Source organism: Thalassospira sp. (assembly GCF_048059015.1).
GTDB lineage: Bacteria > Pseudomonadota > Alphaproteobacteria > Rhodospirillales > Thalassospiraceae > Thalassospira.
On the sequence record NZ_JBLLNT010000009.1, the window covers coordinates 48,996 to 73,469 of the forward strand.

Genomic DNA, 24,474 nt, shown 5'->3' on the forward strand with positions numbered 1-24,474 from the left:
TCAAGGCTGCCGTGGCCTGCAGCTGCATCGCGTCCCGACGGCGGCGCAGAAGCAGATCGATCTCGTCAGCAGAATCAGAATGAACCGCGCCAACCCGCGCATCTGCGCGAGGCGCAATTCAGTGAACTCGGCACTCGTGCCCCCCACGGCCCCCTGCCCCCGCCGGTTGGCCTGCGTCATCTGTTTGGCGATCTGCGCGACCCCATTGCCGACCTCATGCAAAGAGGCGCGGTAGCGCGCCATCTCTGCTGCCATCTGCGCGTCCGGGACAAACACGCCACCCGCCGCCTGAATGAGCCGCCGCAGCCCCTCGGCACGGCTCTCGATTCCGGCCTCGGCCAGCACTTCGTCGAGCGCCGCGAGCTCCGCAGCCGTGACCTTCACACTGACTGCTGAGACCGGGATCGCGGCATCCGTCTGGCGCTCGGCATCGGCTTTCAAGACGTAGCGCACGGCGCGCGATGTGACCTCGAAACGCTCAGCCAGCTCAGACGTCGACACACCCTCCGCGGCCTCGCGGACGATCTGTATCTTCTCGATCTCTGTCAGGCGTTTTGTTCGGGACATGCGGAAGAAAGACCCCCTATTTCCTGCCACCTTCATACAAGGCTGCACCCATCATACGAAACTATACTAAGCTGTCAATAATATACTTCCGGTGCATTGGCGCGCAGGCAGCCTTGTATTCCGTTTCACGCCGAGCACCGCAGGTGCGAGGCCGCGCCCGAAAGGGCGCCAACCAACACCAGCCACATGCTCTAACATGGGCCGCTCTCAACAGGGCCCGCGCCTGAGGTCTGTCTGAACATGCAATGTTCGGACGGAAACGAAGGGGCGGAACAATCCTCAACTGACAAGGCCGACAGACAGGGTCAAGGGAGGTCAGAATTGGCGTGCCAATTCTCTGCCGCAAAAACCGTGAAGGCTCTTGCCGATAGGTTTTTACGGATGGCCCCCTTGAGGCTGGCTGGCGGCTCTGTCACCGGGCTGATTTAACCACAACAGGAACCATCAGGACTGCTCTGCAGTCCTGTCATCCGGAACCGTGACCACGGCCTATGGCAGGGGTCTCAACTGATCGCGAAGCGTTCTCTGCAAAAGAGATAGGGCCGCCTTCCGGCGGCCCATCCTCTGAGAGGATTTACTCATGGGGTTCCTTTGAGCTTGGTGGGAACATCACCAGCTCTTGGACGCCGACGGGGAAGTCGAGCTTAAGGCTGAAGAACTCCGAGCCATCCCCGTCACGGGTGTTGCGGAACATTGCGCCTACGCGTTGGAAGCGGGTGCGCTCCTGGCCTTCGCCATCGGTGTATTTGACGGGAACTGTTGCGACGTAGTGGTTGGTCATTTGGGTCTCTCCTTTTTGCGATGAGGATCTCCCAGCACGGAGGCTGAGGACCGGTCGCAAGCGCAAATGCGGAGGGTCCGCGCCATAGGCTTGGAAGCCGTATTTGTGCTTGCCGGAGCGCAGCGCAGGGCACGAGCGGGCCGACCCCGTGCGATCCACATCAATGAGCAAAAAGAAGAGACCCAAATGTGTGCCCCCACATCGCAGTCGCCACGGGTCTCGTTGATCTCGTTAGAGGTGAAGGTCGGGTTCACTCTGAGGCGACGTGTTGGGATTTGGTCTTCTGTCCGAAAACGACGATGGGGCTTCTAAAGCCTCATGCGCCTAGTTCTCTCTGCGGTCTTGGATCTAGTGATGTTGCTGCCGCCGACCCCCCCCGATATCCTGCCGAGATGGGTTGCCGTCAGGCAGCCCGATATTGCGGGACATGTGTCCAACCAATTTCACCCTTTCAGCACACGCTCCTTGAGAACGAAGAAAGGGCCACCCGAAGGTGACCCTCTCTAAGTTATGCCTCGTCTGGTGTCTGCACTGGATCCGCGACCCGCATCACCGTCAGTCCTTTTGCTTCGGCTTTCTGTCCGAGGTTCAGTGCGACCCCGTTGCCTCCGAAGAGGACAACTCCAGTTGCGGCGAACTTATCGTCCAGCATCTCATCGTTGCACTTGAACGGCGCTGCACGTCCATGTGCGGACCAACGCGGATCAAAGCGCGCTTGGCTGATGCCCCGCGCGCGTGCCCACCGGGCTGCGATCATTTCCGCTCCATGCTTGCCGCCTTTGTGGCAGATGAAGATATCCTGATTGCGGTTTTGTTTGATGCGATCCCGCACCTTGTCGAGGGTCCGGAAGATGACGTCGATGTCGGTCCAGTCGGTTGACCCCGACACGATGAGCGGTACGCCTTCGACTTTTGACTTGGCGGCGGTCTCACGATCATGCTGCTCCAGAAGCTGCTTGGCTTCAAAGACGGCACCTGTCTCTTGCGCCCGAACGCTGGCCCGCGATCCCGATGCAGGGATGAAGGCGTTCCCGGTCTCTGTCTCGTAACATTCCGCAGCCGCCTCCCCCATCGTCTCTATGGCGTCCACGATCTCGCGCAACTGCACGAAGCGCGCCTGTGCCTCTTCCAGAGCCGTCTCTGCGATCTCTGATCCATCGTGACATTTTGCGAGTGCACCGATCTTATCCGCTGTGCGATCAACTTCCTTACCGAGGACAACCTTCCGGCGCTGCAGGATTGTTGCCAGCCCGTGCGCGAGAGGCTCGATCTCTCCCTCAAGTCCGGTGTTGCGTAGCTGCCCGAGCAGGGTCTCAAATGCTTCGCGGATGATGCCGTCTTTCAGGATATCATCCTGCGGGATTGGTAGGTGTGCATCTTTCTCCGTCAGGCCGAAGAGTTCGATTGTCTCGTATGTTGTCGCTTGATCGTAGGCCATGTGTTCATCTCCAATGTTTGAGTTTGAGGGCCACCACGTGAGTGTGGGGGCATGGCCGATTTCTGGTTCACCGAATTGTTCGGGTCAGGGACGGCGCAGCCGCCAGCTTGCTGGGCGCAAAAGTTTTCAAAGCGCCGCAGTCACTACAAGCGCACCCTCACGCGCGCGATTGACCTCTCCACTCGCGCTACCCTTGCCGAAAAGTTTTGCGATCCTTGAGGCGGGCTGATTTGGGGGCCATCCGGAGGATATGCTTCCACAATCATGTGTGTGTGTTTTGACGCAAGGTTTGCCCGACGCGAGCAGGCAAGCGGCGGGAGCGGGACACGCAGGCGGATGGAGCGGCGGGAGCGTTTTGCTTTAGCAAAACAGACCAGAGTGGAAACCGCAGGCGTGGCCGGATCACGACGTGCTCGCGAGACGGGCAAACCGGGACCCATGAGCCGACACCGCGGTAAGGCCGCATGGCCGCATGCGCGACGGACCGCAGGGCCGTTCTCACCCGCGACACGCGAAGCCAAGCAGGGGAGGCCGTTGGGCTATGTTCACGACCCTCAAAATGGTTGCGCATTCATGCTCAGGTGAAGAGCGACGCAGAAACTCAGCTCAAGGTTGGCCTGCTGCGGAAAATGTCTGTATGAGGAATTACATGAAAAACTGGAAATCCATTGATGATCAGCTTGTTCTCCTCAAATCGAGGGGAATGGCTATCAGCGAGCCTATTCGAGCAAAAAAGGCGCTTGAGCGATTTGGCTACTACCGACTGAGTGGATATTGGTATCCATTCAAACAAGCTAATGACGACGGAACCATCTCGGACCAATTTATACCTGACACGCATATGTCAGATGCCGTCGACCTATATGTTTTTGATAAAAAGCTGCGCCTTCTTGCGCTGGACGCTTTGGAACGGATCGAACTGGCTTTGCAAGTCGATGTTGCATACAGGTTTGGTCGTCGTGATGCCTGCGCGCACCTTAAGCCTCATCTGCTTCAGCAAAAGTTTGTAATGAACGGTCGCTATAAAAGGTGGGAAGAGCGCTATCGAAGCTTTGAAACACGTTCTGGCAAGGCCGCTTTCGTAAAACACAACAAACAAGCCTACGGTGAACTGCCGATCTGGGTCGCCGTGCAAATTCTTGATTTTGGAGCGTTGTCACATCTTTTTGAGATGCTGCCGATGGATATTCAAACCAAAATCGCTGGCAAGTACGGAATTTTGAACGGTAAGTTCATGATACAGTGGATGAGGTCGTTTTCTCAGGTGCGCAATGCATCCGCACATCATGAGCGACTTTGGAACAGCCACATCAAAGATCACGCCAGCGTTCCACCGCAACTTTTAGAAATTGCACAGACAGACCAGTATCAGGTTTTCCGATACTTTTGCCTGATGCGATTTTTCCTGAAACAGCTTTGCCCACAGTCAAAATGGCACATCCGCCTACGCGACCATTTGCATAGCTTCCCCCAACCGAAGAACGGCGCAGTCACACTCAAAGATATGGGTGTGATCGATGGTTGGGAAGACTGGGATCTTTGGAGGGGATGAGGACTGACGCATATCCAAGGGCGAACCCAAGTGCAGAGGCGCCAGTCATATCTGTGGTTAGATGTAGGACTAGAAAGTTAAAATAACAATAAGAAATGGCATCTTCGAATCAAATTAGATCGGATCGAACGGCACCTCCGCTTAAATTATAACTTAATAACAGTGTTTTACAGATATCTCTGCAAGATTGCAGCTAGAGCGCGTTCTTGCCGCCACTAAATCGGACAGGCAAAAAAAGGGGAACCGCGTTGCCGCGGCTCCCCTTTTTTGTCAGTCGATGGTCTTGTTGCGATCAAGCAACCAGTGACAATCCACTGCTTGCGTCCGGCTGTTCATCCCCGTTCTGCACAAACGGAATGATCGAGAACGTCTGGCCACCCCGTTGCTCTTCGTTCTGCACGGCATTCACGCGCAAATCACCATCAGGCGTGTTGATCAGCAACGACAGGTATTCATTGCCGGTCCGGGTGCTTTTCGCCATCCAGGCGGAACCGACGCGGATCGCTTTGCCTTTTGGCGAGCTGACCTCGATCCGGTAGTCCGGATGGGTTTCCTCGGTCTTGTAGTCATTCTCGATCAACATGAAGTCCAGATCGAACATCATATTGGCGATGTAACCCGCAAAAGCGTTGTCAGCATCCATCGCAGTCAATTCGCCCGAGATTGAGCCAGACTTCATCGTTCCGTTCGAGACCAGCGGGATGATCTCGAAGTCTTCACTCTTGGCTTTACGCGCTTCCTGCGTTTGCACCGCATTAACGCGGAACGGGCCAAGTCCAACATCGATCTGCATCGAGATGTAGGGATTACCACTGGTATTTCCGGTTTCGTTCCAAGCCGTGCCAATGCGCACCTTGCGACCGGATTTATTGACGGCGGTAACGTCGAAGTCCGGGCTGCGCTCGGACATCTTCGGGCGCGTCTCCAGCTGGATTGCGATGTCGAACTTGGTGTTGTGGATTGTGCCAGTGAAGACAGCTGCTGCTGTGTCGACGTTTTTGGTAAGGGTTCCTGCGAACATGGGATAGTTCCTTCTTGGGTTATCGGGACCTGACATCTTGCCAGACCATCCGAGATTGCTTTGTTGACCCCTCATGGGATCACAGAACAGAAAGCCTGCTTTCAACTTTCTCCCACGCTCTCCAAATGCGCTGTTCCACAATGTGAAGCGCCCGCGTCGCCAAGCGCGCTCTCCTGACTTTGAGGCAATCTCATCTGGCGCATCCAGCCTCGATCACTGGTCGTTGGTTGCACCTGCAACGTAAAACTCTGCCTCATCTCCGTTCAAGCGGGTTCCCGACTGGTCAGTTAAACCAATGGTGCTGCCACCATGGCAATAAGTGATCAGGTATTGGCCGAGGGCGTCTTTATGCACAATGTAGCCCGTGTTCGCCCAGTGGACGGTCTGATCCGCATCCACAGCAGCTTTGATAGCTTCAATTTTCATGTCGGTCTCCAGAATGGTTTCATATGGAACAAGGAACCAAAGCACCGCGCGTTGGCGCAGGCTTCGGCGTACGAGGTTTGCAAGGCATGCAGAGCACTTGCCCCGCTGATCAGGCCGCGTTTCGCGTGCTGCCGCCGTTGTCACCAGTGATGCGGGCCAGAATGGCAATCGTATCCATACCCTCACCGTGCGGCACGAACACCCGCAGCTGGAAGGCGATGATTTCGGTAAAACATCCAAGGGCCTTGAGACCCTCAATCGTACCCTTATCCGCCCCGTTAATCTCCAGGCGCACATCACCCGCAACGCGGCGGCGCGTCAGCGTCAGGCCGCGCCCCAGATCGACGGTCGCTGTCGTACCAAGGGCCGCTGTCAGCATCTCACCCGGTGTTTCAGGCGTTCCCGTCATGAAGCGCGCCCGAAGGGCTGCGGCCCCCTCCTCGCTGAGGGTGCGGCCGATCATGCTGGCACGGCCTTCGGGCGTGACGCGATAGATACGCTCGTTGCTTGTCGGGATGGTCTTCCAGATCGGCAGCAACAGACCCGTGAGCAGGTAGAGCTTCGTCGTAGTGGTTTTGGGTAGGCTGTCGGCCTCTTCATACCAAAGCCGGATGAACTCTGATTGGTCGACCGCCTCCCAAGCCGAGGTTTTGAGCTTGCCCTCCTCGAGATAGGATTTGCCAGTTGGGCGCACGACCTTGCGCACGAGGCTGACGACGTCGTCGTCATACATCTGCATCGGGCGTTTTGAGATCAGCCCTGCCCGCCCAGACGCCCGATTGACCATCGGGACTTTATCGAAGTTGTTGCGAAGGGCATCATCGGCCCGCGCAATGTGAACTGGGTCTGTTACCTCCAATCCGATGATCCGCGTCACTACCCCGGATTGCGGGCAGGTCCAGAGATCCTCCGCTGAGACCTGTTTGATCGTCTCGCCCCGCAGCGTTTCCACCCCGAGATCAAGCGTACCTGCATCCCTTGCACGCTCGGTCTGATCCGCGATCCGCTGCATAAACTCTGCAAAGAGCGCATTCTGCATATGGATCGGTAGTGCCAGCACCCGATTGAGGAACCGCTGGATCGGCGGCAGCTCTTCCAGCAGCACGCCGTCCTTGTCGATCAGCCGCAATGCCGTCCAATCGGTGAAGACCTCATAGCCCATCGCCTCCGCACGCCCTGCGGCAAGATCGGCGTAGTATCCGCGCAGCGCGGACCGCGCGATCGGGCTTTCAAGATTGTCCTCCTCGCGGAACATGCCTTGCGAGCCCGTCTCTCGCTGGCCTTTGGTGAGCGCGCCAAGCTGATCGAGACGTTTGCTGATGGTCGAGGTGAAGCGTTTTTCGCCATGAACGTCCGAGGTGCAGACTTGGAAGAACGGCGCGCTGACTTGAGCGGAGCGATGCGTCCGCCCAAGTCCTTGAATGGCCGCATCCGCGCGCCACCCGGGCTCTAGCAGGTAGTGCCGCCGCCGCTTCTGGTTCTTTGCCGTTTGTGCCGCATGATAGGATCGCCCTGTGCCACCCGCATCTGAGAAGATCAGGATGTTTTTCTCACCATCCATAAACGCCTGCGTCTCGGATGAATTGCTGCTCGGGCTGCGTTTTTCGATGAAGATCGCGCCATCGCTCGATTTGAGCGGGCGGATGGACCGACCTGTGACTTCTGCGACTGCCTCATCCCCGAACGCCCAGAGGATTTGATCCAGTGCCGCAGGGATCGGGGCCAGCGCCATCAGATCCATCATCGCCTCATCGCGTAAGGCTAAGGCTTCGCGAGAGACGACCAAGGACCCTGTTTCATCCCGCAGCGGTTCGGCCACGACATTGCCGTCAATCTCGACCAACTTCAGGGTGTGGATCGGGAATGCCTGTTCAAGGTAGCCGAGCACATAGTCGCGCGGCGTCAGCGCGCCCTCCACGAGTTCATCGTCAGGGTCCATCACCTCCAATCGCCGTTTCAGAAGGCTTTCGCCCGTCGAGACCACTTGGATAACGCATGCATAGCCGTCAGATAGGTCCTGCTGAATGGCGCTGACAATCGACGGGGCCTTCATGCCCATCAGCAGATGATTGAAGAAGCGCTGCTTTGTGCTCTCGAACCGCGACTTGGCGGATGCTTTTGCAGCAGAAGCATTCGTCTCACCCGAGGCATCATTGACGCCTGTCGCGGTCAGTGCGGCCTCTAAGTTGTGATGGATCGTGCGGAACGCGCCCGCATAGGCATCGTAGATCTCTGTTTGGGCAGGTGTCAGTGCATGTTCCAGCACATCGTATTCGACCCCGTCAAAGCTCAGCGCCCGCGCGGTATAGAACCCGAGCGTCTTGAGATCGCGGGCCACAACTTCCATGGCGGCCACACCGCCCGCCTCCATCGCTGAGACAAAGCTCTCGCGGCTGGGAAACGGATATTCCGGCCCTTGGCCCCAAAGCCCGAGCCGGGACGCATAGGCGAGATTGTGGACAGATGTGGCTCCCGTCGCCGAGACATAGAAGACGCGAGCGCGCGGAGTGGCCAATTGCAGGCGCAGCCCCGCAAGACCCTGCTGGGACGGTTTTGCCCCCCTGCCCTGCTCTGATCCAGCCGCATTTTGCATCGCGTGGGCCTCGTCAAAAGCGAGCACACCATCAAAGTCGTCTCCCATCCACGCGAGCAACTGATTTAGACGAGTGGTGCCGCATTTACCGGCGGACCTCAGCGTTGCGTAGGTTACGAACAAGATGCCGTCACACATGGTGACAGGCTGGTCGGGCTTCCATTTCGAGAGCGGCTGGATATCTGCGGGCGAGCCGCCGAGATCGGTCCAATCGCGCACGGCGTCCTCAATCAGCGTTGCGGATTTTGACACCCAAACGGCCTTGCGCCGCCCGCTGAGCCAATTGACCAGAATAAGGCCTGCGCACTCGCGGCCCTTACCGCAGCCGGTGCCGTCACCGAGAAAATATCCCAAGCGGTAGGCCCGTGCCTCCGCATCCTCATCACTGCGCAGCATCTTGGTCTGGTCGTCATCGATGGTGAACTTGCCGGGCAAATCACGCCCGTGGGCATCGTTGGCCATGATGATGGTTTCCAGCTGGGCCTCAGAGAGATGACCCTCTGCAATCAAGCGGTTCGGCAAGCGCAGCCCCTTGGCGGCCTGCAAGGACGGCACAGGTGGTGCGACCGACGCCATGGCAATGCTTTCAACCAGCGGCGTCGGGTGTTCCTGTGCACCAGCGATATCGATCCGCTGCGGACGATAGCGGGCGTATATCTCGGAAATGGGGGTGTTTTCGCGCGGCGTCTCGAGCGTGGTGAACGACAGCGGTGTCGCTGCGTGTTTGGGAGTTTTGGCGGCAGATGCCTTTGAGGCACCAGGCTTGCGCGCCTTGTGAGACGCAGCATGGATCAGAGGGCGCCCAACATGCGATGAGCGTGACACCGGCACCGGCGCTTCAATCGGGCGCGTCGCAGAGATCTGGTCCACGATGTTGACCGCTGCATCCAGATCATCAACGGAAGTGCGGATCATATCGCTGGCCTCATCGACCTTGTCAAAGACCATCAGCTGGGTATCCACGCTGGTGCCGAGCTTGCGATAGACATGGCCAGGGATGGTGAGGGCAAGCCGTGGGGTCAGAAGGCTCGTCGCACGCGCCCAATGTACTGCATCCCGCTCGGGGGTGAAGCCCATTGGCATGATCACAACAAGACGCCCGCCGGGTGTCAATCGTTTGGCGGCCCCAATGAGATGTTTGGCCGCAATGTGCTTGTCGCGAGAGCGATCCACCGAAGACGCAAACGGCGGGTTCATCAAGATGACGCTGGGGGCTGTTGTTGATGTCAGCAAATCATCGATATGTTCCGCGTCCTGTCCAGTCACCTGCGCGTCGAACACCACATCGAGCAGCCGCTGGCGGAATGGGTCAACCTCGTTGAGCATCAGCTTGGCCCCTGCCCACTTGGCAAACCCCGCCAACGAGCCGGTTCCCGCAGAGGGTTCCAACACAGTCTCACCGTTGCGGATCGCCGCCGCGCGGACAGCAAGGGCCGCGTAAGGCAGCGGGGTCGAGAACTGTTGCAGGCGGATCTGTTGCTCGGAACGCCGTGTTTCGGTCAAAAGCCGCATAGCTAGGTTCTTTGCGTAACATAGTGGGTTTAACCCGCTGGCGTCCGTTAGGATCGTTTGAACAGCAGCGGTCTGCATCATGTCGTAGGCCATACGCCAGTTCCATGCACCGCTGGCATCGCTGCCGCCAAAGGTGTCGCGCATGATCTTTGCGAGTAAGGAGCTGCGCAGAGGACCGTTCGAGATCTCGGCGGCGATCAGCGACAGGGCTGTTTTGAGCTGCGTATTGGCTGGGGCTTGATCGGAGTGCTTCTGGTTGGCGTGGGCCATGATTTCTGTCCTTTGTGATCCGGGTTGAGGTTCACAGGACAAAAAGCCCCCTCTACGCTTTGCAGCGCGGAGGAGGCCCCTAGGGCCAGAATACGGCGTGGAACGCGCTGTGGGGCCTCCTATGGCGTCTGCTGGCCAAAAAACTCCGCCAACACGGCACTGCCCTCAGCTATTTCGCGACTGATAAGGGTCGATCCCGCCAGTGACGCCTTTGAGAGCCGCACAAGGCTGCCGGTTTCCTCAATGCGGTAGCAGCGCCGTTTTTGCCGTCCGCGCCTGTAATGGGTTGCTGTGACGATCTGGCAAGTGCTGCCATCGCTGAGCGTCACAGGGGAGGCGAGTTTGATCTTGTCGCCCTCTGCGTAGTCAGGGATCGCTGCCCAGTCCCGACACCGCTGCCGCCAAGCGTGGGCGTAGCTGTCGGGGTCTTTCAACTCGGACAGGAGATTGAGAAGGCTCAGCGGCGCGCGGGATTTGCAAGGACCAGCGCTTTCCTCCATGTCCTTGTAGCCCCAGCACCCGTCGTCGTACCGCGTCAGGAATACAGCACCAAAAGTGAATGATCCGTCTTTGTCGATCACATATGTTCGATCCTCCAAAGGCGCTGCACCAAGGCTCTCAACTTTTGCTGCCGCATACCACGTCGAGCCAACCTTACTGGCTTTGGCCAGTGTCGTGCGGCGCGTATCTGTCTCGAAGGTGCAGAGACGCGTGATCTCTGCTTTCTCATCGGCGTAGGTCTGAACTCGCCGGTCGGTGTAAAAGAGCCATCCCATTATGCTGCCCTCCGGTCTTCGAGCTCCATGAGTGCATCGAGCGGCACGCGATACGGCTGCATGGCATCGAAGTCTTCGCAGTTGCCGCAGTTCTGAACAATTGCGAAGGTGTCGCAGGCGTCCTTGAGCACCACTCGGAAAGTGCCACCCAAGCCTGACGGAATCTCATAGGTGCCACCAATCAGGAAGTCTGAGGCGCGACGGACGAAGACACGGATAGAATGCCCATCGGTTGCCAGCCGAATGGCCCCCTGCCTGCGATCGATAAGTGTCTGCACATCATCCAAAATGTCGGTGTAAAACTGCCCAGTCAGATCGCGGAACGCCATTTGGCGCTGTGCACTCCAATCGCTGTCGCGAAACGGATTAATGCCGTTCGCAAAGGCAAAGCTGGGATCGGACTGCTCGGTGGTGACGATGCGCGTGGTTGATCCGTCAATGCCGTTGGAGCGTAGATGCACGCCGTTCCCAACGATGAGGATCAGGGCGGGCTTATCGACTGGCCCGTTCCAGTTGGGCAGAAAGGTTGAACACGAGCGCGCATGCGTGATTTGCGCCGCAACAGCGGACGCGGTGAACTTGAGAATAGCCATGGGGATGTCTTTCATAAACGGCGGTCTGAGCCGCATGTTTCTGGGAGTTGTTGGGCAGTGGGATGACCCGCGTCTGGTTGTTCCCAAGCGCGGGTCGCCTCGGTGGATCAGGCGGCTTTTGCTAGAACCGTCTCAGCTTGAGCGGTCTCTTCCGCATCGACACCCAAACTGACGCCACCAGACGTTTGCATCATCGGCGGACACCATGCAGCGACTGCCGCGTGCTGCGCTTCTGTGAGGGTTGCAAACGGTTCGGCGAAGAGCTTGTCGCAGAATGCAACGATCTCCTTCTTGCTCATGGAGGCCAATGTCACTGCCTCCTGCGCAAGGCCGAGTTCTTCACCAAGGATTTTGAGCAACCACGCTTTCTTGAACCGATTGAACAGTGCCGCGTTTGGCGTCCAGTGCGCACGCACGTCGGGCATGACCTCGATCTCGAAGTCATGCATCAGGCTGTCGCTCTGAGCGCTGCGGGCAAAGCACGATTGCGTGGTGCTGGCCGTGGCATAGGCGACCAGCTTGGCCTTCTCGCCCGCCTCAAGGGCACGGAACGATGCAAACTGATCTGCCGGAGACTTCGCCTCATCCGCCCAGGACAGATCGAGTGCGTCATGCGCCTCGGCCACCTGTTCCAGCGATGTGTTGTCGATCTCATCCATCTTGGCGTGGCTGCGATATTCCTTGCGCGCCTCTACCTTGACGGCGTGGGTTGCGCTCATGCCGCCAAGCACGTCAGTAATCAACTTGAACAGCGTCAGATCGAGCGTGGCTTCGGGATGCAACGTCATCGCCGCCCCGAGGGCCATTGCCCGTTCAGTCTTGAGGTCTTGGGTCAGCGAGGCGGGATAGACGATTGCGTCTGTGCCCTGCACCTCTGCATCGCCAGACGTGCCGCCGGCACTAGTTGTCTGCGCTGTCGCCTCGGGCTTGTCCTCTGGCCGTACCAGACCGACATGCAGGGTAATCTTGCCGTTTGACCAGGATGCGATGACACCGCCCTGCGCAAGATCGTCTGCACTGTAAGCCTCCTGCAGATCCCGCGCATCTTCCTCGAGCGCATCCACGCGATCGTAGAGGGCGTTGTAGGCATCGGTCTCGAGGGTCTCGTCCTCCATCTCAAGTTGGAGTTTCTCGAACTCCTCGGTGATCTCATCCACGCGCTTTTGACCAGCGGCGTCAGGCTCGACCGGACCGGGATAGACGCGGCCATATTCTGCCATCGTCGCATAGTCGTAGCGCACCAATGCCTCGGCCCACGCAAACCCCAGATCAGCTCTTGCTTCTTCAGCGGCCACGGTGAGTTTTTCGACCATGATCGTCTCGACCAAGGCGATGTCTTCCAGCACCGAATGCTCCTCGAGGAGATCGGCAGCGATGGGGCCGCCCCGCGCTTCGTAGTCCTCGCGCACGAAGGCCCCGATATCGTCGCTCACCTGCACACCGCGGGTTTTGAGCGCCTGACGCACGGTGTAAGCCTGCACATAGCTGTCATCGCCTGTTAGCGCCTCGAATACCTCAAGTTGCACGGCCTGGCTTGGATGGTCCGCAAAGGCCTTCATCGTATCGAGGGTGATCTTCTTGGCGCGTGCGGCTGCGCGGATGTCTGGATGGATGAGACCATAGCGCAAGCGACCCTTCACAGCGGCGATGGTCGTCCCGAAGGTCTTGGCGATGGTGTCTGGCGATTGCCCATCGACTTCCATCATACGCGCAAACGCCTCGAATTCGTCGATAGCGTTCATCGGGGCTTGGGTGATGTTTTCTGCGAGCGAGAGCGCTGTAGTCACATCGCAGTCGTCCGGCACCAAGCGGCATTCGATCTTGGTTTTCTTGGTGAAGCCCTTGGCGGTCCTGTCGGCGACCAGTTCGTTCAAGGCTGCGCGACGCCGCCCACCTGCTAACACGCCGAACTTGCCATCGATCTTTTGCACAAGCAGGGGTTGGATGATGCCCAGGACGCCGATGCTGGCGGTTAGGTGAGCGATCGCCTCGGACTCGTAGGTTTCAGGGGAATTGCTGCGCACATTGGCGGGGTGCGATGTGAGATCACCAATGGCGACCGAGATGGATTTGAGAGCATGTGTCATGTGATATCCTTTTGAGATGTTGTGCCGCCCCAAACATTCGGAACGGCCTGACCAATCCCCAAGGCGGGGATCACATGACAAAAGGCCCGCTTTCCCTTTGGAGGGGTCAGCAGGCCTTCAGTTTGTGTTTCGTTTACGAGGTCAGGCCGCCTGCCCCTACCAGTCGGATGCCATCATGATGGTTAGGACGCGAATGGTTGTTGCAGGGTTGTCAGGGGTCTCAGCGCCGTAGCGGAAATCGCTATCCGCCTCATAAAGATCGATCTTCCAAAAGACCTTTTGCCCGCGGATATCCACCGCACCAAAGTCATGCCAACTGTCTGGATCGTTCTCAAGCTCAAAGACGCCGAACTCACCTGTTGCTTTGACCGCCTCAGCCATGAAGCCATCCTCGGCCTCTGCAAGTGATCGGGTCACGTGCATCCGGCCTGCAATCGGCTGATCCGGTGCAATGCCGAGGCAGGCAAGTTTACGGAAGGCATCATTCTGCGCCGCGATTGCTGCGATGTCGGGACCTTCGGTTTGAGAGCGTGCGGAAGTGGTCATGGGCTTGTCCTTTCGAGGAAATTGAAAACACAAATCCCAAAGCTTGCTTTTACTTTTTGAGAGCCGCCTCCGGCGACAGCACCATACCTCTCAGGCTGCCTGATCGGTGACCCCTGCCCTGCCTGCTTCTGAGCGTGCAATGAGGTAATCGCAGGCCTTCTGGGCATCGGCCGCATGTTTGAAGATTGCCGTCTTGTCAGAGCGCAGGACACGCAACCAGTGATACAAATACGACGCGTTTAGCTCGAGCGTATGAGCGGTGAACCCAAGCTCCTGCCCCAGAAAGCAGGACGTCAACTCGGCCACGATCTCTTCGCGGGAATAGGCTGTGTTGCCTAAGCGGCTGAGACCGTAGTCTCGGTTCAAGCGATGGGGCGCCTTGGTGGCATGAGCAAGCTCGTGCGCCCAGACCCCGTAAAAGTTCAGCGGGTCCTTGAAGCGCTCGATGCTTGGCATGAACACTTTATCGACGGGCGGATTGTAGCGCGCCTCGGTCCCACCAAAGACCGTCGTAATATCGATGGCATCAAAGAATGCCTGCATATGCGGGATTAGCGCAGATGGCGCATGATCGGGGACCGGACAGGCATCCGGGTGGTATGCCTCCGGTAAGCCCTCGATTTGATCTGCATTGAACACGCGATATGATTTCTGGAAACGAAAGACGCGGGCTTCATCGGTATTGCCATCGTTGGCATCCTGCTCATCATCTGACCGCGTTCGACTCTGGCCATAGTAAACAACAACAGACGAGCGTTCGCCCTTCCGGATTTTTGCTCCAAGAGTGTTCGCCTGCGGCACGGTCATCCAGAACGGAGAGGTATAACCGGCCATCACCGTGCGCATGGTCAGCAGGAAGTTATTCACGCCTTGATAGGGCTCGCTGTTGTGGCGCAATGGACGCGCGCTGCCACCGGCGGTCCACGGTTTGCGCCATGGGAGAACACCCCGTTCGATGATGCGGATAAGTTCATTGGTGATGGCTTCTGATGCGTCGAATTTGGGCGTGCGGGAACGGGCCATGGCTGGCCTCCTTTCGGTTGGGATTGATTTGGAAGGTTGGGTTAGGTCGCGCGACCTGCGCGCGGGTCGTTGACGATACGAGCGCCAAGGCGTTCGACTGCGCCGATATATATCAGGAGCGATATACGGCTGGAGGATGTCCAAGGCTCTGGATCGATCTGGCCGTCCATTGTGACCTTCGGCAGGTTTGCGAGAGCGCTGATGTCGCGGACGGGGTGGCAGTCGATCAGAGGCGTTCCAAGCCGGACAGCCAAGCTGGCGAGCGGGAACCGTTCAACGGGAGCATAGAGCGAGACTGTTGTCAGGCCCAGGTGAAGAATGGTCCCTCCCCCACCAAAGCTGACATAGGCATTGGGGTTGTTGAGGGCGGCCCGGAGATACCCAATATCGCGGAGGATGGTTTTGCGTTCTAGCTGACGCGCCTCATCATGGTCACCAGTTCTTCTTAGCTCTCGATGTCGCCACCACGACCGCGCCTCTGTGCGCAGCACGCGCAATACTTCTGTTTGCATGAGAGGTTCCTTGTCAGGACAGACAGACCGGAAACCGACCCGGACCCGTCAGGAACACCCCACAAGGGTTCCATCAGATAGTCCCAAAACAAGAAGGAAACTTTCACTTTCCCACAGCACTACTAACCAAAACAGTGTCTAACGGCCCCTACAAACTCTTTCTTCTTCTCATGGGCTGGAGCAATGTGTCCCAGGCCAAAGTCCCATTGGTAAGTCCTTGCAGTAAGTGGAATGCATAGCCACGAGGTTTCTTAATGCTTTCTATGCGCTCTAATAAGTAACCTAGGGTCATAAACGTTTTTGCTGGACCAAGTTTTTTAATATCGAACCAAAGGTTACCTAGGTCGAGATGGCTTGCGATATCGCTCATTCGACGTTCACAATCTGTTTGGCTACGTGCTGTTCTCAGTTCAGCGCAGAGTCTAGGGTATGCGCGTTCCATCTCGTCTGGCCCAACTTCAATCCTAAATAAATCTTCTTCTTTAACTGACTGATTCAAATGAGGTTCTTTGTGCCCCTCATTTTTTGGGGCTGTGTCCCTCAAATTGTCTGTCTGATCAGGAGCAACTTCTTCAATGTGAGAGGTAATATTCTTCAACAAGGCCATTAGAGCTTCTTCGGGCGAACGCCTGCGCAGGAGGTTTCGAGCAGTGTTGAATAAGGCTTCAAGATCTGGGCGGGCCGGGAGATACCTCTTGAGGCTTGCCAGCGCGATTGCACACTTGTCTCGTAAGATTGATAGATTAGCAGCGCGTTCTTTATGCGTTTGATTTATTTGAACAAATTCAGAATATCGCGCTGATAGCGGCATCAAAGAAAGTCCTGTGGCGAGCACTATACGGCCACTTGTGTCCCGTCGAGCCCATCTTTTGCCGTTGGCGCTGGAGCGGCGCGACAGGAGGCCAAGAGAGACGAGTTTGGTGATGTGCCGTTCTACGGTTTGAACACTAACATGGGTCCGCTTTGCCAAGGCAACGTTGGATGCAAAGCAGATATGCCCGTCATCTTGTGCGGCAGAAATATGATCGCCCTTGATGAAGGAGATCATGGCACGCAGGAGGGAAATTGATGTCCCCTTGAGCCCCAAGGGCTCTCGGATGTCTTCTATGACCTGCAAGAGTGACCACTTTGACGGGGCAATATCTCGCTGCCCCGCCGAATATACTGGCGAGTGGGCTCCATTTGGAGCCAGTCCTGTCATTGTTTTCATGATTTTGTCGGCAGACAAAAAATTCCCGTGCGCTCGGAAGCGTTTTTTCTTGTTCGATGATTCGGGGACTGCTACCGTTTAGGTGTCTAGTCTAACGGCGCTTACGCGCTGCAGCCCTCGAAGCTCCGGCTTCGGGGGTTTTCTATTCGCCGTCCTCCTTTCTGCTTTGGCCTCGGGTGTCATCCTGCGAGTTTACAGCTGTAAACTCCTTATAGGATTTGGTGATGATGTCTTCGAGATGGCGGTCGAGCCATGCCCCGAAGGCGGCATCCTTGCCAGTCTTTTTAACGGCAAGGGTGACGGAAGAATTGCTAGATTTGATCGTAACGCCTGGTGCGGGCGTGACCGCCCTGCCCTCTTTTGGGCGTGCACCGCGTCGGGCGATCTCTGCCAAGAGCCGCTCGAGGCGATCATCTGATGAGAGATCAGGATCCAGTTTCGAGAGAATTGCAAATGCAGCGCTTGCGGTAACCTTCTTCGCGATGAAGGCGTCTGCAAGCGCCGTCCACTTCGGACGGCCTGACTTTTGGGCAGCGCCGATGGCGTCGCCGACATCGTCTGGAACATTCTCAGTGACTTTGGTGAGATGGGACAATCCGGGCGCTGACAAGCTCAAGACTTGCCGCACCGTCTTTGTGTTGTGCCCTGCAACCTGAATAACGGCTGCGAAGCGCGCTTTTTCATAAAACGACAGATTGCGGCGTGCAGCATTCTCGAGGCCTTTGGCAAGTAAGGCTGAAGCGTCATCAAGGTCTTCGACATTGGCGCGAACCTTCAGTCCCAACTCACGACAAGCCTTGAGGCGGCGGCGGCCATAAATGATCTCGTATCGCCCGTCGCTACTCGAGCGGCGTACAAGGATGGGCACCTGTTGGCCTCCCTCTTCGATGCTGGTCTTGAGGGCTTCGAACCCGTCCCCCTCTTCATCCGAGTTTACAGCTGTAAACCCGTCAAGACGGTCTTTCGGACCCCATTCATCAATCAGCTTTGGATCAATCTCGCGGATGGCGGATAGAGAGCCTTGTAGAGCACCAAGTGCCGGAGCGCTGGTATTTGGTTTGCGCTCAGAGGTGCGTGGACCGGAATCTGCAATCGTCTTGGCGATGCCGGAGAGACCTTGAAGGGATTTACGGGCCATTAGCTACGCCCCCATGATTGGTGGATCATTGCTTCAACCTCTTTGCCGATCGCATCCATTGAGTTTTTCGCGCGATCATAGGTTGCGCGGGTCATTTCTGATTTCACGACCTCGTAGATCGATTGTTTGAGCATGGTCGCGTCGCTGATCGCAGTGCTTTTGAGGGCGGTCGCGCCCATGACGCGATCTTGAAAGAGCGCGCGCATAAAGGACGTGAGCTGTTGTGATGGGACGTCTGTCGGCTCATCGCGTGTGATCAGGAACTTGAAGTGATCGTATTGCAATTCCGCGCCTGCTTCTTCGATGACGCCCATATAAGCACCCGCCAGTTCCAAGAACTGTGCGGTTGAGGAGACGTCGAGCATGGATGGCGTGAGGGGTACAATCAAAGAGGTCGCTGCCGCCATGCCAGAAATCGTCAGGAAGCCAAGCTGAGGCGGGCTGTCCATTAAGACGACATCATACTGGTCTTCGACTTGAGCGAGCGCACTTCTTATTCGTGTGAAAAACGGCTGATCAGGGCTCGAGTTTACTGCTGATTCCGTTTCAAACTCTGACAGGAGCAAGCGGGAAGGGGCGAGAGACAGCCCTGGAAAATAGGTTTCAACGATTGTGTCGGCAAAGGGCACGGGATCGTCGTACCTAATGGCATCATAGACAGTTAGTCCGTCAAATTCGATCTCTGGGCTGATTCCGCACATGGATGTCAGTGAGCCTTGGGGGTCTAGATCAACAGCCAAGACCTTATAGCCTTGCAGTGCGAGGAAATGGGCCAAATGGATTGTCGTGGTACTCTTACTCGAGCCGCCCTTGAAGTTCATCAACTGCCAGATTTGTAGCTTATCTCCATCCCTCCGGCCGGGAAGATAACGACCCTTTTTGCGGGAGGTTTGTTCGAGGATCTGGCGGGCATTCCAGATGTCGCGCGCGGTATAGTAGCGACGTCCAGCGCGGATCTCTTGAGGCTCGGGCAGGGTGCCTTCACCGTGCACTTTGCGCATGAATTGACCCGATACACCCAAGAGTTCGGCGGCCTCGGGCGCGCTGAACAGGCGTAGGGATTTCGTGTTGTCGGGTGCGAAGGCCGACAACAAATGTTCGCGGATCGCCGTGGTGAGGCGCTCTGAAATATCGGTTGCCAGCTCCGACGGTCGGTTGGTAACGATTGGTGTCACGGGAATCATGTGGTTGCCCCAAATTGCTCAATATGGCTTTTTTCGCGCCACTTGGGGATAAAAGCTGCGATTCACAGCCTTAAGTCAATGCTTTTTTGCCTATTTAGTGTCTAATGTGCCGTCATCCGCTATATGGTGCAGCGTAGTGGATCAGTTTACAGCTGTAAACTTTGAGCGTATTTGGCTGGTTTCTCCACTTTTCCGCGAACGACTTTATCGTTGATTGGGGTTGCTATTGTACCCGGCTCGCGAAACTGGGGTAAGTAACCCGTATGATTTAGATGGTCGTATCGGAATAGGGCGGGGGGACTGCTTCGCATGCCGGTGGTCCGCGAGAGTGAAGAGGTGACGGTCCAAATTGCTCCGTTGATGGATCATCTTTCTAATTGTGAGTTCCTTTAGGTAGCGCAAAGGATCGTATCCCGAATGGGCGGAGACGCTGATTTTGCGGCTTCGGGCGCAGCCAAGAGCCTGGTCAGCGCCTAAGCGCTGATGTGCCAGTATCCGTGACTGAAGAGTCTGATCGAATCTCTTGCGGTAGCGGAATCATCAGAGACCTGTTCGCGTTTGGGGTGAAACCGGCTCGGATGAGGAGCCGTTGGGTCCGGAAGCAATCGCTCGGTCCGTGTAGTTGCCTTCTCACAATCGGAGTGTTCGGCGCAGAAAAGCGTGATCAGCGGGGAAAGCAGATTCGGAATTGGCCTTCCAAATGCCAGAGTTGCGCAGGTGCGCACGGATTTTAGATTGAGCCGAATTCTGTTGAGAGTGCTTTTCTGGTCCGGCGCGCGCTCCATTCTATTGCGGCGGGGTAGGGGGCGACTGTAGAGATGTCGGTGGCAGTTGAGCTGATCGACCGGTGCTGCTCCCAGACACAAGCTCGACCCGGCCCTTTGTTTCCGCTTATCAAGTGGTACGCTGTAGCTGATGGTTCGTGAGTTCTGGAAAGCTGCAAGAGATCCAATTTTAATGCAATCACGGCATTCTCTGCCTCTTTGGTTTGGGGCGGTTGGCCTTGATATCTTTTTCCAACTCATTTTTGACGGGCCTTCAGCAAGGTACGCGTAGCAAAATTGAACGACCACAACATGGTCTTGGTTGCGGCCTTTGTGCGCGCGGCTACGTATGAGGCCTCTTCGGAGTGGCGCTTCCGACCTAACTTTCGCGCATGTCATGTGCGGGATAGTTGGAATTTCTTGACGGGTGCCATAAAAAAATCTAACTATCTCGTATCTCAAGTGCGCGAAAGTTAGAATATTGCTCTATCTCATTGGCGAAAACCTCGACAAGGACCGTGCTCACTACCAAGCTGAGACAGGAAAACTTGTTCAACTTATGCGAGGCATCTATGCCGACGCCGACGCAGACATAGATGCAATTGTTCTGCGGAATGCGGTGCGGATTGCGCATTATCTTTATCCAAAGGCGTATCTCTCGGCAGCCAGCGCCACTCTGCTCGCACCTACGCGAGACGGTCGCTTATTCATAAGCGGGAAACGAAATCAGCGTACTCGGATCAGGTCTCTGGAGATCATCCAGAACGTAGCGCCAGATCAGCCAGCGGTCGCGACTGCCATTGTCGATGATGGGGCAGGGGAGTTCAAAGTCGCCGTCTCGTCGATGCGGCAGCGATTTCTTGAAGCCTTTCGGCAACGCAGCGAGCACGCCAGCGCGATTGATGAAGGGATGCGGACCGAGATCGCCGCGCGTCTTATTGAAGAATACGGCAGCCCGTCTGCCGCGGCGGATGCGGTTTGGGCGCTAGCGCGCGAAAACAAATGGTATCGCGAGGGGGAGCATACAGAGCGATATTTGTTGCGTTCTGCTGTTGCGGTGGATGTTCGCAACGAAGCAGCACTGACGTTCTCGGTTGCTTGGCATGGGCAAATCGTCGGTCAGCTGGGTCATGACGGTTTTGAATGGCGATGGCAGCCGCAAGACAATTTCGACTTGCCGCTCGTGCAACAGCGGGTTCCTGGCAGGCTACCCCCCTTCATCCTCTCACTGTTGCCTGAGGGATGGCTCGAGAAGGTTCTCAAAGACAATGACGAGCGTGCGGTTCTGCGCTCGGGCAAACGATATATGTCCAACATTACGATCAGCGAAGACGCAGCCGAGCTCGCATCGCTCCCCGTAGACATGCTATCCGTGTCGTTGTCCCGATATGCCCGCGACGGTTTGTTTACCGGAAACTATGCGGGTCCGGGGCGCGGAAAGCTTGAAGCAGATTTCGAGGCCGGGCTGGCGCGCCTTTATGAGCGGGCGGACACACCGCGCCTGTCTGGCGTTCAGATCAAGGCGCCAATGTATTTGGCGCGGGATGGCCAATTGTCGCCGAGCGCGGGCTTGCCGTTCACTCACATTTTGAAACCGGCGGGAACTAGCGGATTTCAGGCGCTTCCCGTGATTGAGTATCTTGCCATGACTCTTGGCCGTGCTTCAGGGTTGGAGACACCTGACATCGCTTTGGTAGCAATGCCGGATGACATGCCCCCTGCCTTACTGGTCGAGCGTTTCGATATTCGCACATCGCCAGAGGATGAACGCCGCTTTGCTTTGGAGGATCTTTGTTCGGTCCTCGATCTGCCCCCCGATGCGAAGTATGATGGAACAATTGAGAGGATAACGCGTGCTGTTCGACCGCTGTCGACATCTGCCGGGGAAGATCTTCTGTTGGTCATCAAGCGCGCCTTATTCGCTTGGTTGATCGGCGACGGCGATATGCACCTGAAGAATTTAGCGCTCCTAAAGATTGCCGGTCCTGTTGCGGATCGCTTCAGCACAATCCGCCTCGCGCCGCTCTATGATGCGGTCACGACCAGGGTCTTCCCGAGCCTTGAACATGATCGCATGGCCCTGAAGCAGAACGGCAAAGATGACCGGTTGCGGCGTCGTGATTTCATGCAGGTTGCGGCGATTGCCGGTTTAGCTGCAACCGGCGTAGGCGAAGAGATTGATCATTTCTTGCAGGGCTTCGCTGAAGCCATAGACGGCGTTTCTCTGCCTGATCTTCCTGGTGTGGACCGTGATATCGAGGAGCGGGCAGAGGCTATGATTGCCCTTTGCAGAGAGCGGGTTGCGGCATTCACCTAAGTATAGCGGCTTTGTACTTCTGTAGAGCAAGGTGAGAGCGCTGAATTTAAAAGGGAAACTGTACTTCTACCTAAGCGATAGTGATTGCATCGCAAATCACGCAATCTAGTGTGTTCCGAAAGAGGGTTTCGTTAATGTCATCAATGTAGATTTTTGATCAAAAACTGCTTCGAACCAGAGTGAATTTTTAACGTCCTATGCTGATGAACTTTGCCGATCGTTTGTTCTGAAACCAGCGGGCGAGTTGCCGGTTTGACTTTGAAAAGCTGCATAAAAAGTTGATTGAGACCCGAACCCACAGTCCAGCGCAATAGTGAGTATTTTTTTGTCCGTTTCAGCCAGGAGCACTTGTGCCTGAAAGACCCGCATGTCCGTTATATACTCCTTGATTGTCCGCTTTAGGATTTTCTTGAACAAAGACATGGCCGTGTTTTGTGTGGTTTCAGCGGCAGCTGCCACGTCTGAAAGAGATATCTGACTGGCGAAATGTTCAGCTATAAACTGAAGCATCTTTGCGACTTGGTCGATGGCGTCGCCACCAAATGATAGATCACTCTTTGCTTCTTGCGGCTTTAGTAAAACATTCCACCCATCTATCGCGAGGCGGTGTATGCGTGCCTGTAGCTCGAGAACGTGTAACCTTTGCCACTCTGGTTCAGTTTTCTCGATTTCTTTCGACCATCTAGCTGCCATTTCGTTATCACCTGCGATCTCTGACTTACTCGAAACAACTTCTCCTTGAAGGACCGCTTTTACAAAATCCTTTGGAAGAGGCCATCGGAGAAACTCGGCTAAATCAACGTATGCATTAGTGATTTTCCCTTGACCCTCGATCTTCAGAGGGCAGTGGGGTCGGGCGGCCCAAAATACACAAAAATGGCCTCGTTTCAAAAGAAACTTTTCACCTGAAAATGAGTACGTCATGTCGCAGTCGGTCAAGAAGTTTATTTCGATTGAAGGATGAAAGTGAAACGGATCGTCCAAGCGGTTTGGTGTGATATGTTCTAGCACGACAAACTGTTTGCGATGGTCGAACGCGATGGAGGCATAAGCTGCAATATCTGTTCCCCGCTTGCTATGATCTGTCATGCCAAGTTTCCTGAAGTTGCTACTAGGCACTTATTTGATGTCAAAACTTCTACTTCGATAGGGTTAGGTTTCATCAAAATGTCCCTTTCGAAAGGCGGCAGGCGAGTTCTTGGTTTGAGATTGAAACGCATCATAAAATGCAGACAAGGACCCGAACCCGCAGTCCATTGCGACTGTCACAATCCTACGGTCAGTTTCAGCCAACAGCATTTTAGCATGATGAATACGTACATCGGTGATGTGTTGTTTGATCGTTCGACCAAACACGCTTTTGAACAAGGAGATGGCGTAGTTGACAGAGATCTCTCCAGCTTCCGCGACCTGACCTACAGTCAGGCTATCGGAAAAATTCCTGCCAACAAAAAGTATCATTTTTTCAAATTGAAGAATGGCGTTGCCGCCCAAGATCTTTGTTGGAGGGACCGACATTGGTTCGAGCAATATGTTCCAGCCCTCTAGCGCAAGTCGGTATAATCGCGACTCTATTTCAAGTGCATGTAAGCTCTGGCGGCCATCAGTGACATCAACCTTTTCGATGGCCCAGCGTTCGGTTAAAAACTGGTCACTCGCTGTCTGAGATTTGTTGCAGATCACACCGCCCCCGAGAAGCACATTCCGAAACTCTGGGGGCAATGGCCAACGCAGAAACTCCGAAAGTGATATCTGCGCATTCGTGATAAGCCCTTTGCCTGAAACCGATTTGGTTCGGTGGGGGTGAGCAGCCCAAAAGACACAAAGCCTGTTTCTTTCTACGAAAACTTTCTTCCCTGAAAAGGAATAGGTCATGTCGCAGTCAGTTAAATAATTGACCTCAATTGTTGGGTGAAAGTGATAGGGCTGGGCCTCCGGTGATGGCGCATGATGTTGGAGATAAATCTCATGTTCATCTTTTGCCGTTGGGCCAGTTGCAAACTCCGGCTCCAAAGATCGTTGAGTTGCCCTGCGCTTCATAAAGTAGCTCCTATCGTGCCTGCAATGATAGCAACGGCCCGATGGATCACGCAACAGTTCGATGAGATACAGGAACAAAACCCCGCAAAGCCGGAAGAACAGAGCCGACTTCCTGATCATCTTG

At 56.0% G+C, this 24,474-nt stretch carries 19 protein-coding genes; 2 read left to right on the forward strand and 17 right to left on the reverse strand.

What is annotated here, in order from left to right; all coding sequences use genetic code 11:
• The 3 genes from ACMZ66_RS13565 to ACMZ66_RS13575 form a co-directional block, all read right to left on the reverse strand.
• Positions 1-567 (reverse strand): helix-turn-helix domain-containing protein, encoded by a 567-nt coding sequence (locus ACMZ66_RS13565; protein WP_416937773.1) that lies wholly within the window; start codon positions 565-567, stop codon positions 1-3.
• A gap of 574 nt (positions 568-1,141) precedes the next feature.
• Positions 1,142-1,348 (reverse strand): hypothetical protein, encoded by a 207-nt coding sequence (locus ACMZ66_RS13570; RefSeq protein ID WP_416937775.1) that lies wholly within the window; start codon positions 1,346-1,348, stop codon positions 1,142-1,144.
• A gap of 508 nt (positions 1,349-1,856) precedes the next feature.
• Complete coding sequence (locus tag ACMZ66_RS13575) at positions 1,857-2,786, reverse strand: DUF2493 domain-containing protein (protein WP_416937777.1); 930 nt, start codon at positions 2,784-2,786, stop codon at positions 1,857-1,859.
• A 541-nt stretch (positions 2,787-3,327) separates the two neighbouring features.
• Here ACMZ66_RS13575 and ACMZ66_RS13580 point away from each other — a divergent pair.
• Positions 3,328-4,338, forward strand: a complete 1,011-nt coding sequence (locus tag ACMZ66_RS13580) for an Abi family protein (RefSeq protein WP_416937779.1) — start codon at positions 3,328-3,330, stop codon at positions 4,336-4,338.
• Between the two features lie 292 nt (positions 4,339-4,630).
• Here ACMZ66_RS13580 and ACMZ66_RS13585 read toward each other — a convergent pair whose 3' ends face one another.
• The 12 genes from ACMZ66_RS13585 to repA all read right to left on the reverse strand — a co-directional run bounded on the left by ACMZ66_RS13585 (position 4,631) and on the right by repA (position 19,229).
• Positions 4,631-5,359, reverse strand: coding sequence for a DUF736 family protein (locus ACMZ66_RS13585; protein ID WP_416937781.1), 729 nt, complete (start codon positions 5,357-5,359; stop codon positions 4,631-4,633).
• Between the two features lie 213 nt (positions 5,360-5,572).
• Complete coding sequence (locus ACMZ66_RS13590; protein ID WP_416937783.1) at positions 5,573-5,785, reverse strand: hypothetical protein; 213 nt, start codon at positions 5,783-5,785, stop codon at positions 5,573-5,575.
• A 109-nt stretch (positions 5,786-5,894) separates the two neighbouring features.
• Entirely contained in the window at positions 5,895-10,160 is a 4,266-nt protein-coding gene (locus ACMZ66_RS13595; protein ID WP_416937784.1) for a strawberry notch-like NTP hydrolase domain-containing protein, read from the reverse strand.
• A gap of 119 nt (positions 10,161-10,279) precedes the next feature.
• A complete protein-coding gene (locus ACMZ66_RS13600) occupies positions 10,280-10,936 on the reverse strand; it encodes a DUF6927 domain-containing protein (protein ID WP_416937786.1) in 657 nt (218 codons plus the stop codon).
• Complete coding sequence (locus ACMZ66_RS13605; protein ID WP_416937788.1) at positions 10,936-11,529, reverse strand: hypothetical protein; 594 nt, start codon at positions 11,527-11,529, stop codon at positions 10,936-10,938. The genes ACMZ66_RS13600 and ACMZ66_RS13605 overlap by 1 nt, the downstream gene beginning before the upstream one ends.
• A gap of 107 nt (positions 11,530-11,636) precedes the next feature.
• Positions 11,637-13,616: a ParB/RepB/Spo0J family partition protein gene (locus tag ACMZ66_RS13610; RefSeq protein WP_416937789.1), complete on the reverse strand. Its 1,980-nt coding sequence runs from the start codon at positions 13,614-13,616 to the stop codon at positions 11,637-11,639.
• 156 nt (positions 13,617-13,772) lie between these two features.
• Positions 13,773-14,162: a DUF3768 domain-containing protein gene (locus tag ACMZ66_RS13615; protein WP_416937791.1), complete on the reverse strand. Its 390-nt coding sequence runs from the start codon at positions 14,160-14,162 to the stop codon at positions 13,773-13,775.
• Positions 14,163-14,252: 90 nt separating this feature from the next.
• Complete coding sequence (locus tag ACMZ66_RS13620) at positions 14,253-15,185, reverse strand: ArdC family protein (protein ID WP_416937793.1); 933 nt, start codon at positions 15,183-15,185, stop codon at positions 14,253-14,255.
• 41 nt (positions 15,186-15,226) lie between these two features.
• Positions 15,227-15,697 (reverse strand): hypothetical protein, encoded by a 471-nt coding sequence (locus ACMZ66_RS13625; RefSeq protein ID WP_416937795.1) that lies wholly within the window; start codon positions 15,695-15,697, stop codon positions 15,227-15,229.
• Positions 15,698-15,845: 148 nt separating this feature from the next.
• Positions 15,846-16,925 carry a helix-turn-helix domain-containing protein gene (locus ACMZ66_RS13630; protein ID WP_416937797.1) on the reverse strand — a complete coding sequence of 360 codons (1,080 nt, stop codon included), beginning with the start codon at positions 16,923-16,925 and terminating at the stop codon, positions 15,846-15,848.
• A gap of 124 nt (positions 16,926-17,049) precedes the next feature.
• Positions 17,050-18,045 carry a plasmid partitioning protein RepB gene (gene repB, locus ACMZ66_RS13635; protein ID WP_416937799.1) on the reverse strand — a complete coding sequence of 332 codons (996 nt, stop codon included), beginning with the start codon at positions 18,043-18,045 and terminating at the stop codon, positions 17,050-17,052.
• The gene (repA, locus tag ACMZ66_RS13640; RefSeq protein WP_416937801.1) at positions 18,045-19,229 is read right to left on the reverse strand and encodes a plasmid partitioning protein RepA; all 1,185 of its coding nucleotides are present in this window, start codon (positions 19,227-19,229) and stop codon (positions 18,045-18,047) included. Before repA ends, repB begins: the two co-directional genes overlap by 1 nt.
• Before the next feature lie 1,245 nt (positions 19,230-20,474).
• On the opposite strand from repA, the gene ACMZ66_RS13645 reads away from it, so the two are divergent.
• Positions 20,475-22,310: a type II toxin-antitoxin system HipA family toxin gene (locus tag ACMZ66_RS13645; protein WP_416937802.1), complete on the forward strand. Its 1,836-nt coding sequence runs from the start codon at positions 20,475-20,477 to the stop codon at positions 22,308-22,310.
• A 195-nt stretch (positions 22,311-22,505) separates the two neighbouring features.
• Here ACMZ66_RS13645 and ACMZ66_RS13650 read toward each other — a convergent pair whose 3' ends face one another.
• Entirely contained in the window at positions 22,506-23,399 is an 894-nt protein-coding gene (locus tag ACMZ66_RS13650) for a helix-turn-helix domain-containing protein (RefSeq protein WP_416937804.1), read from the reverse strand.
• Between the two features lie 63 nt (positions 23,400-23,462).
• Positions 23,463-24,350: a helix-turn-helix domain-containing protein gene (locus ACMZ66_RS13655; RefSeq protein WP_416937806.1), complete on the reverse strand. Its 888-nt coding sequence runs from the start codon at positions 24,348-24,350 to the stop codon at positions 23,463-23,465.
• Between the last annotated feature and the right edge of the window lie 124 nt (positions 24,351-24,474).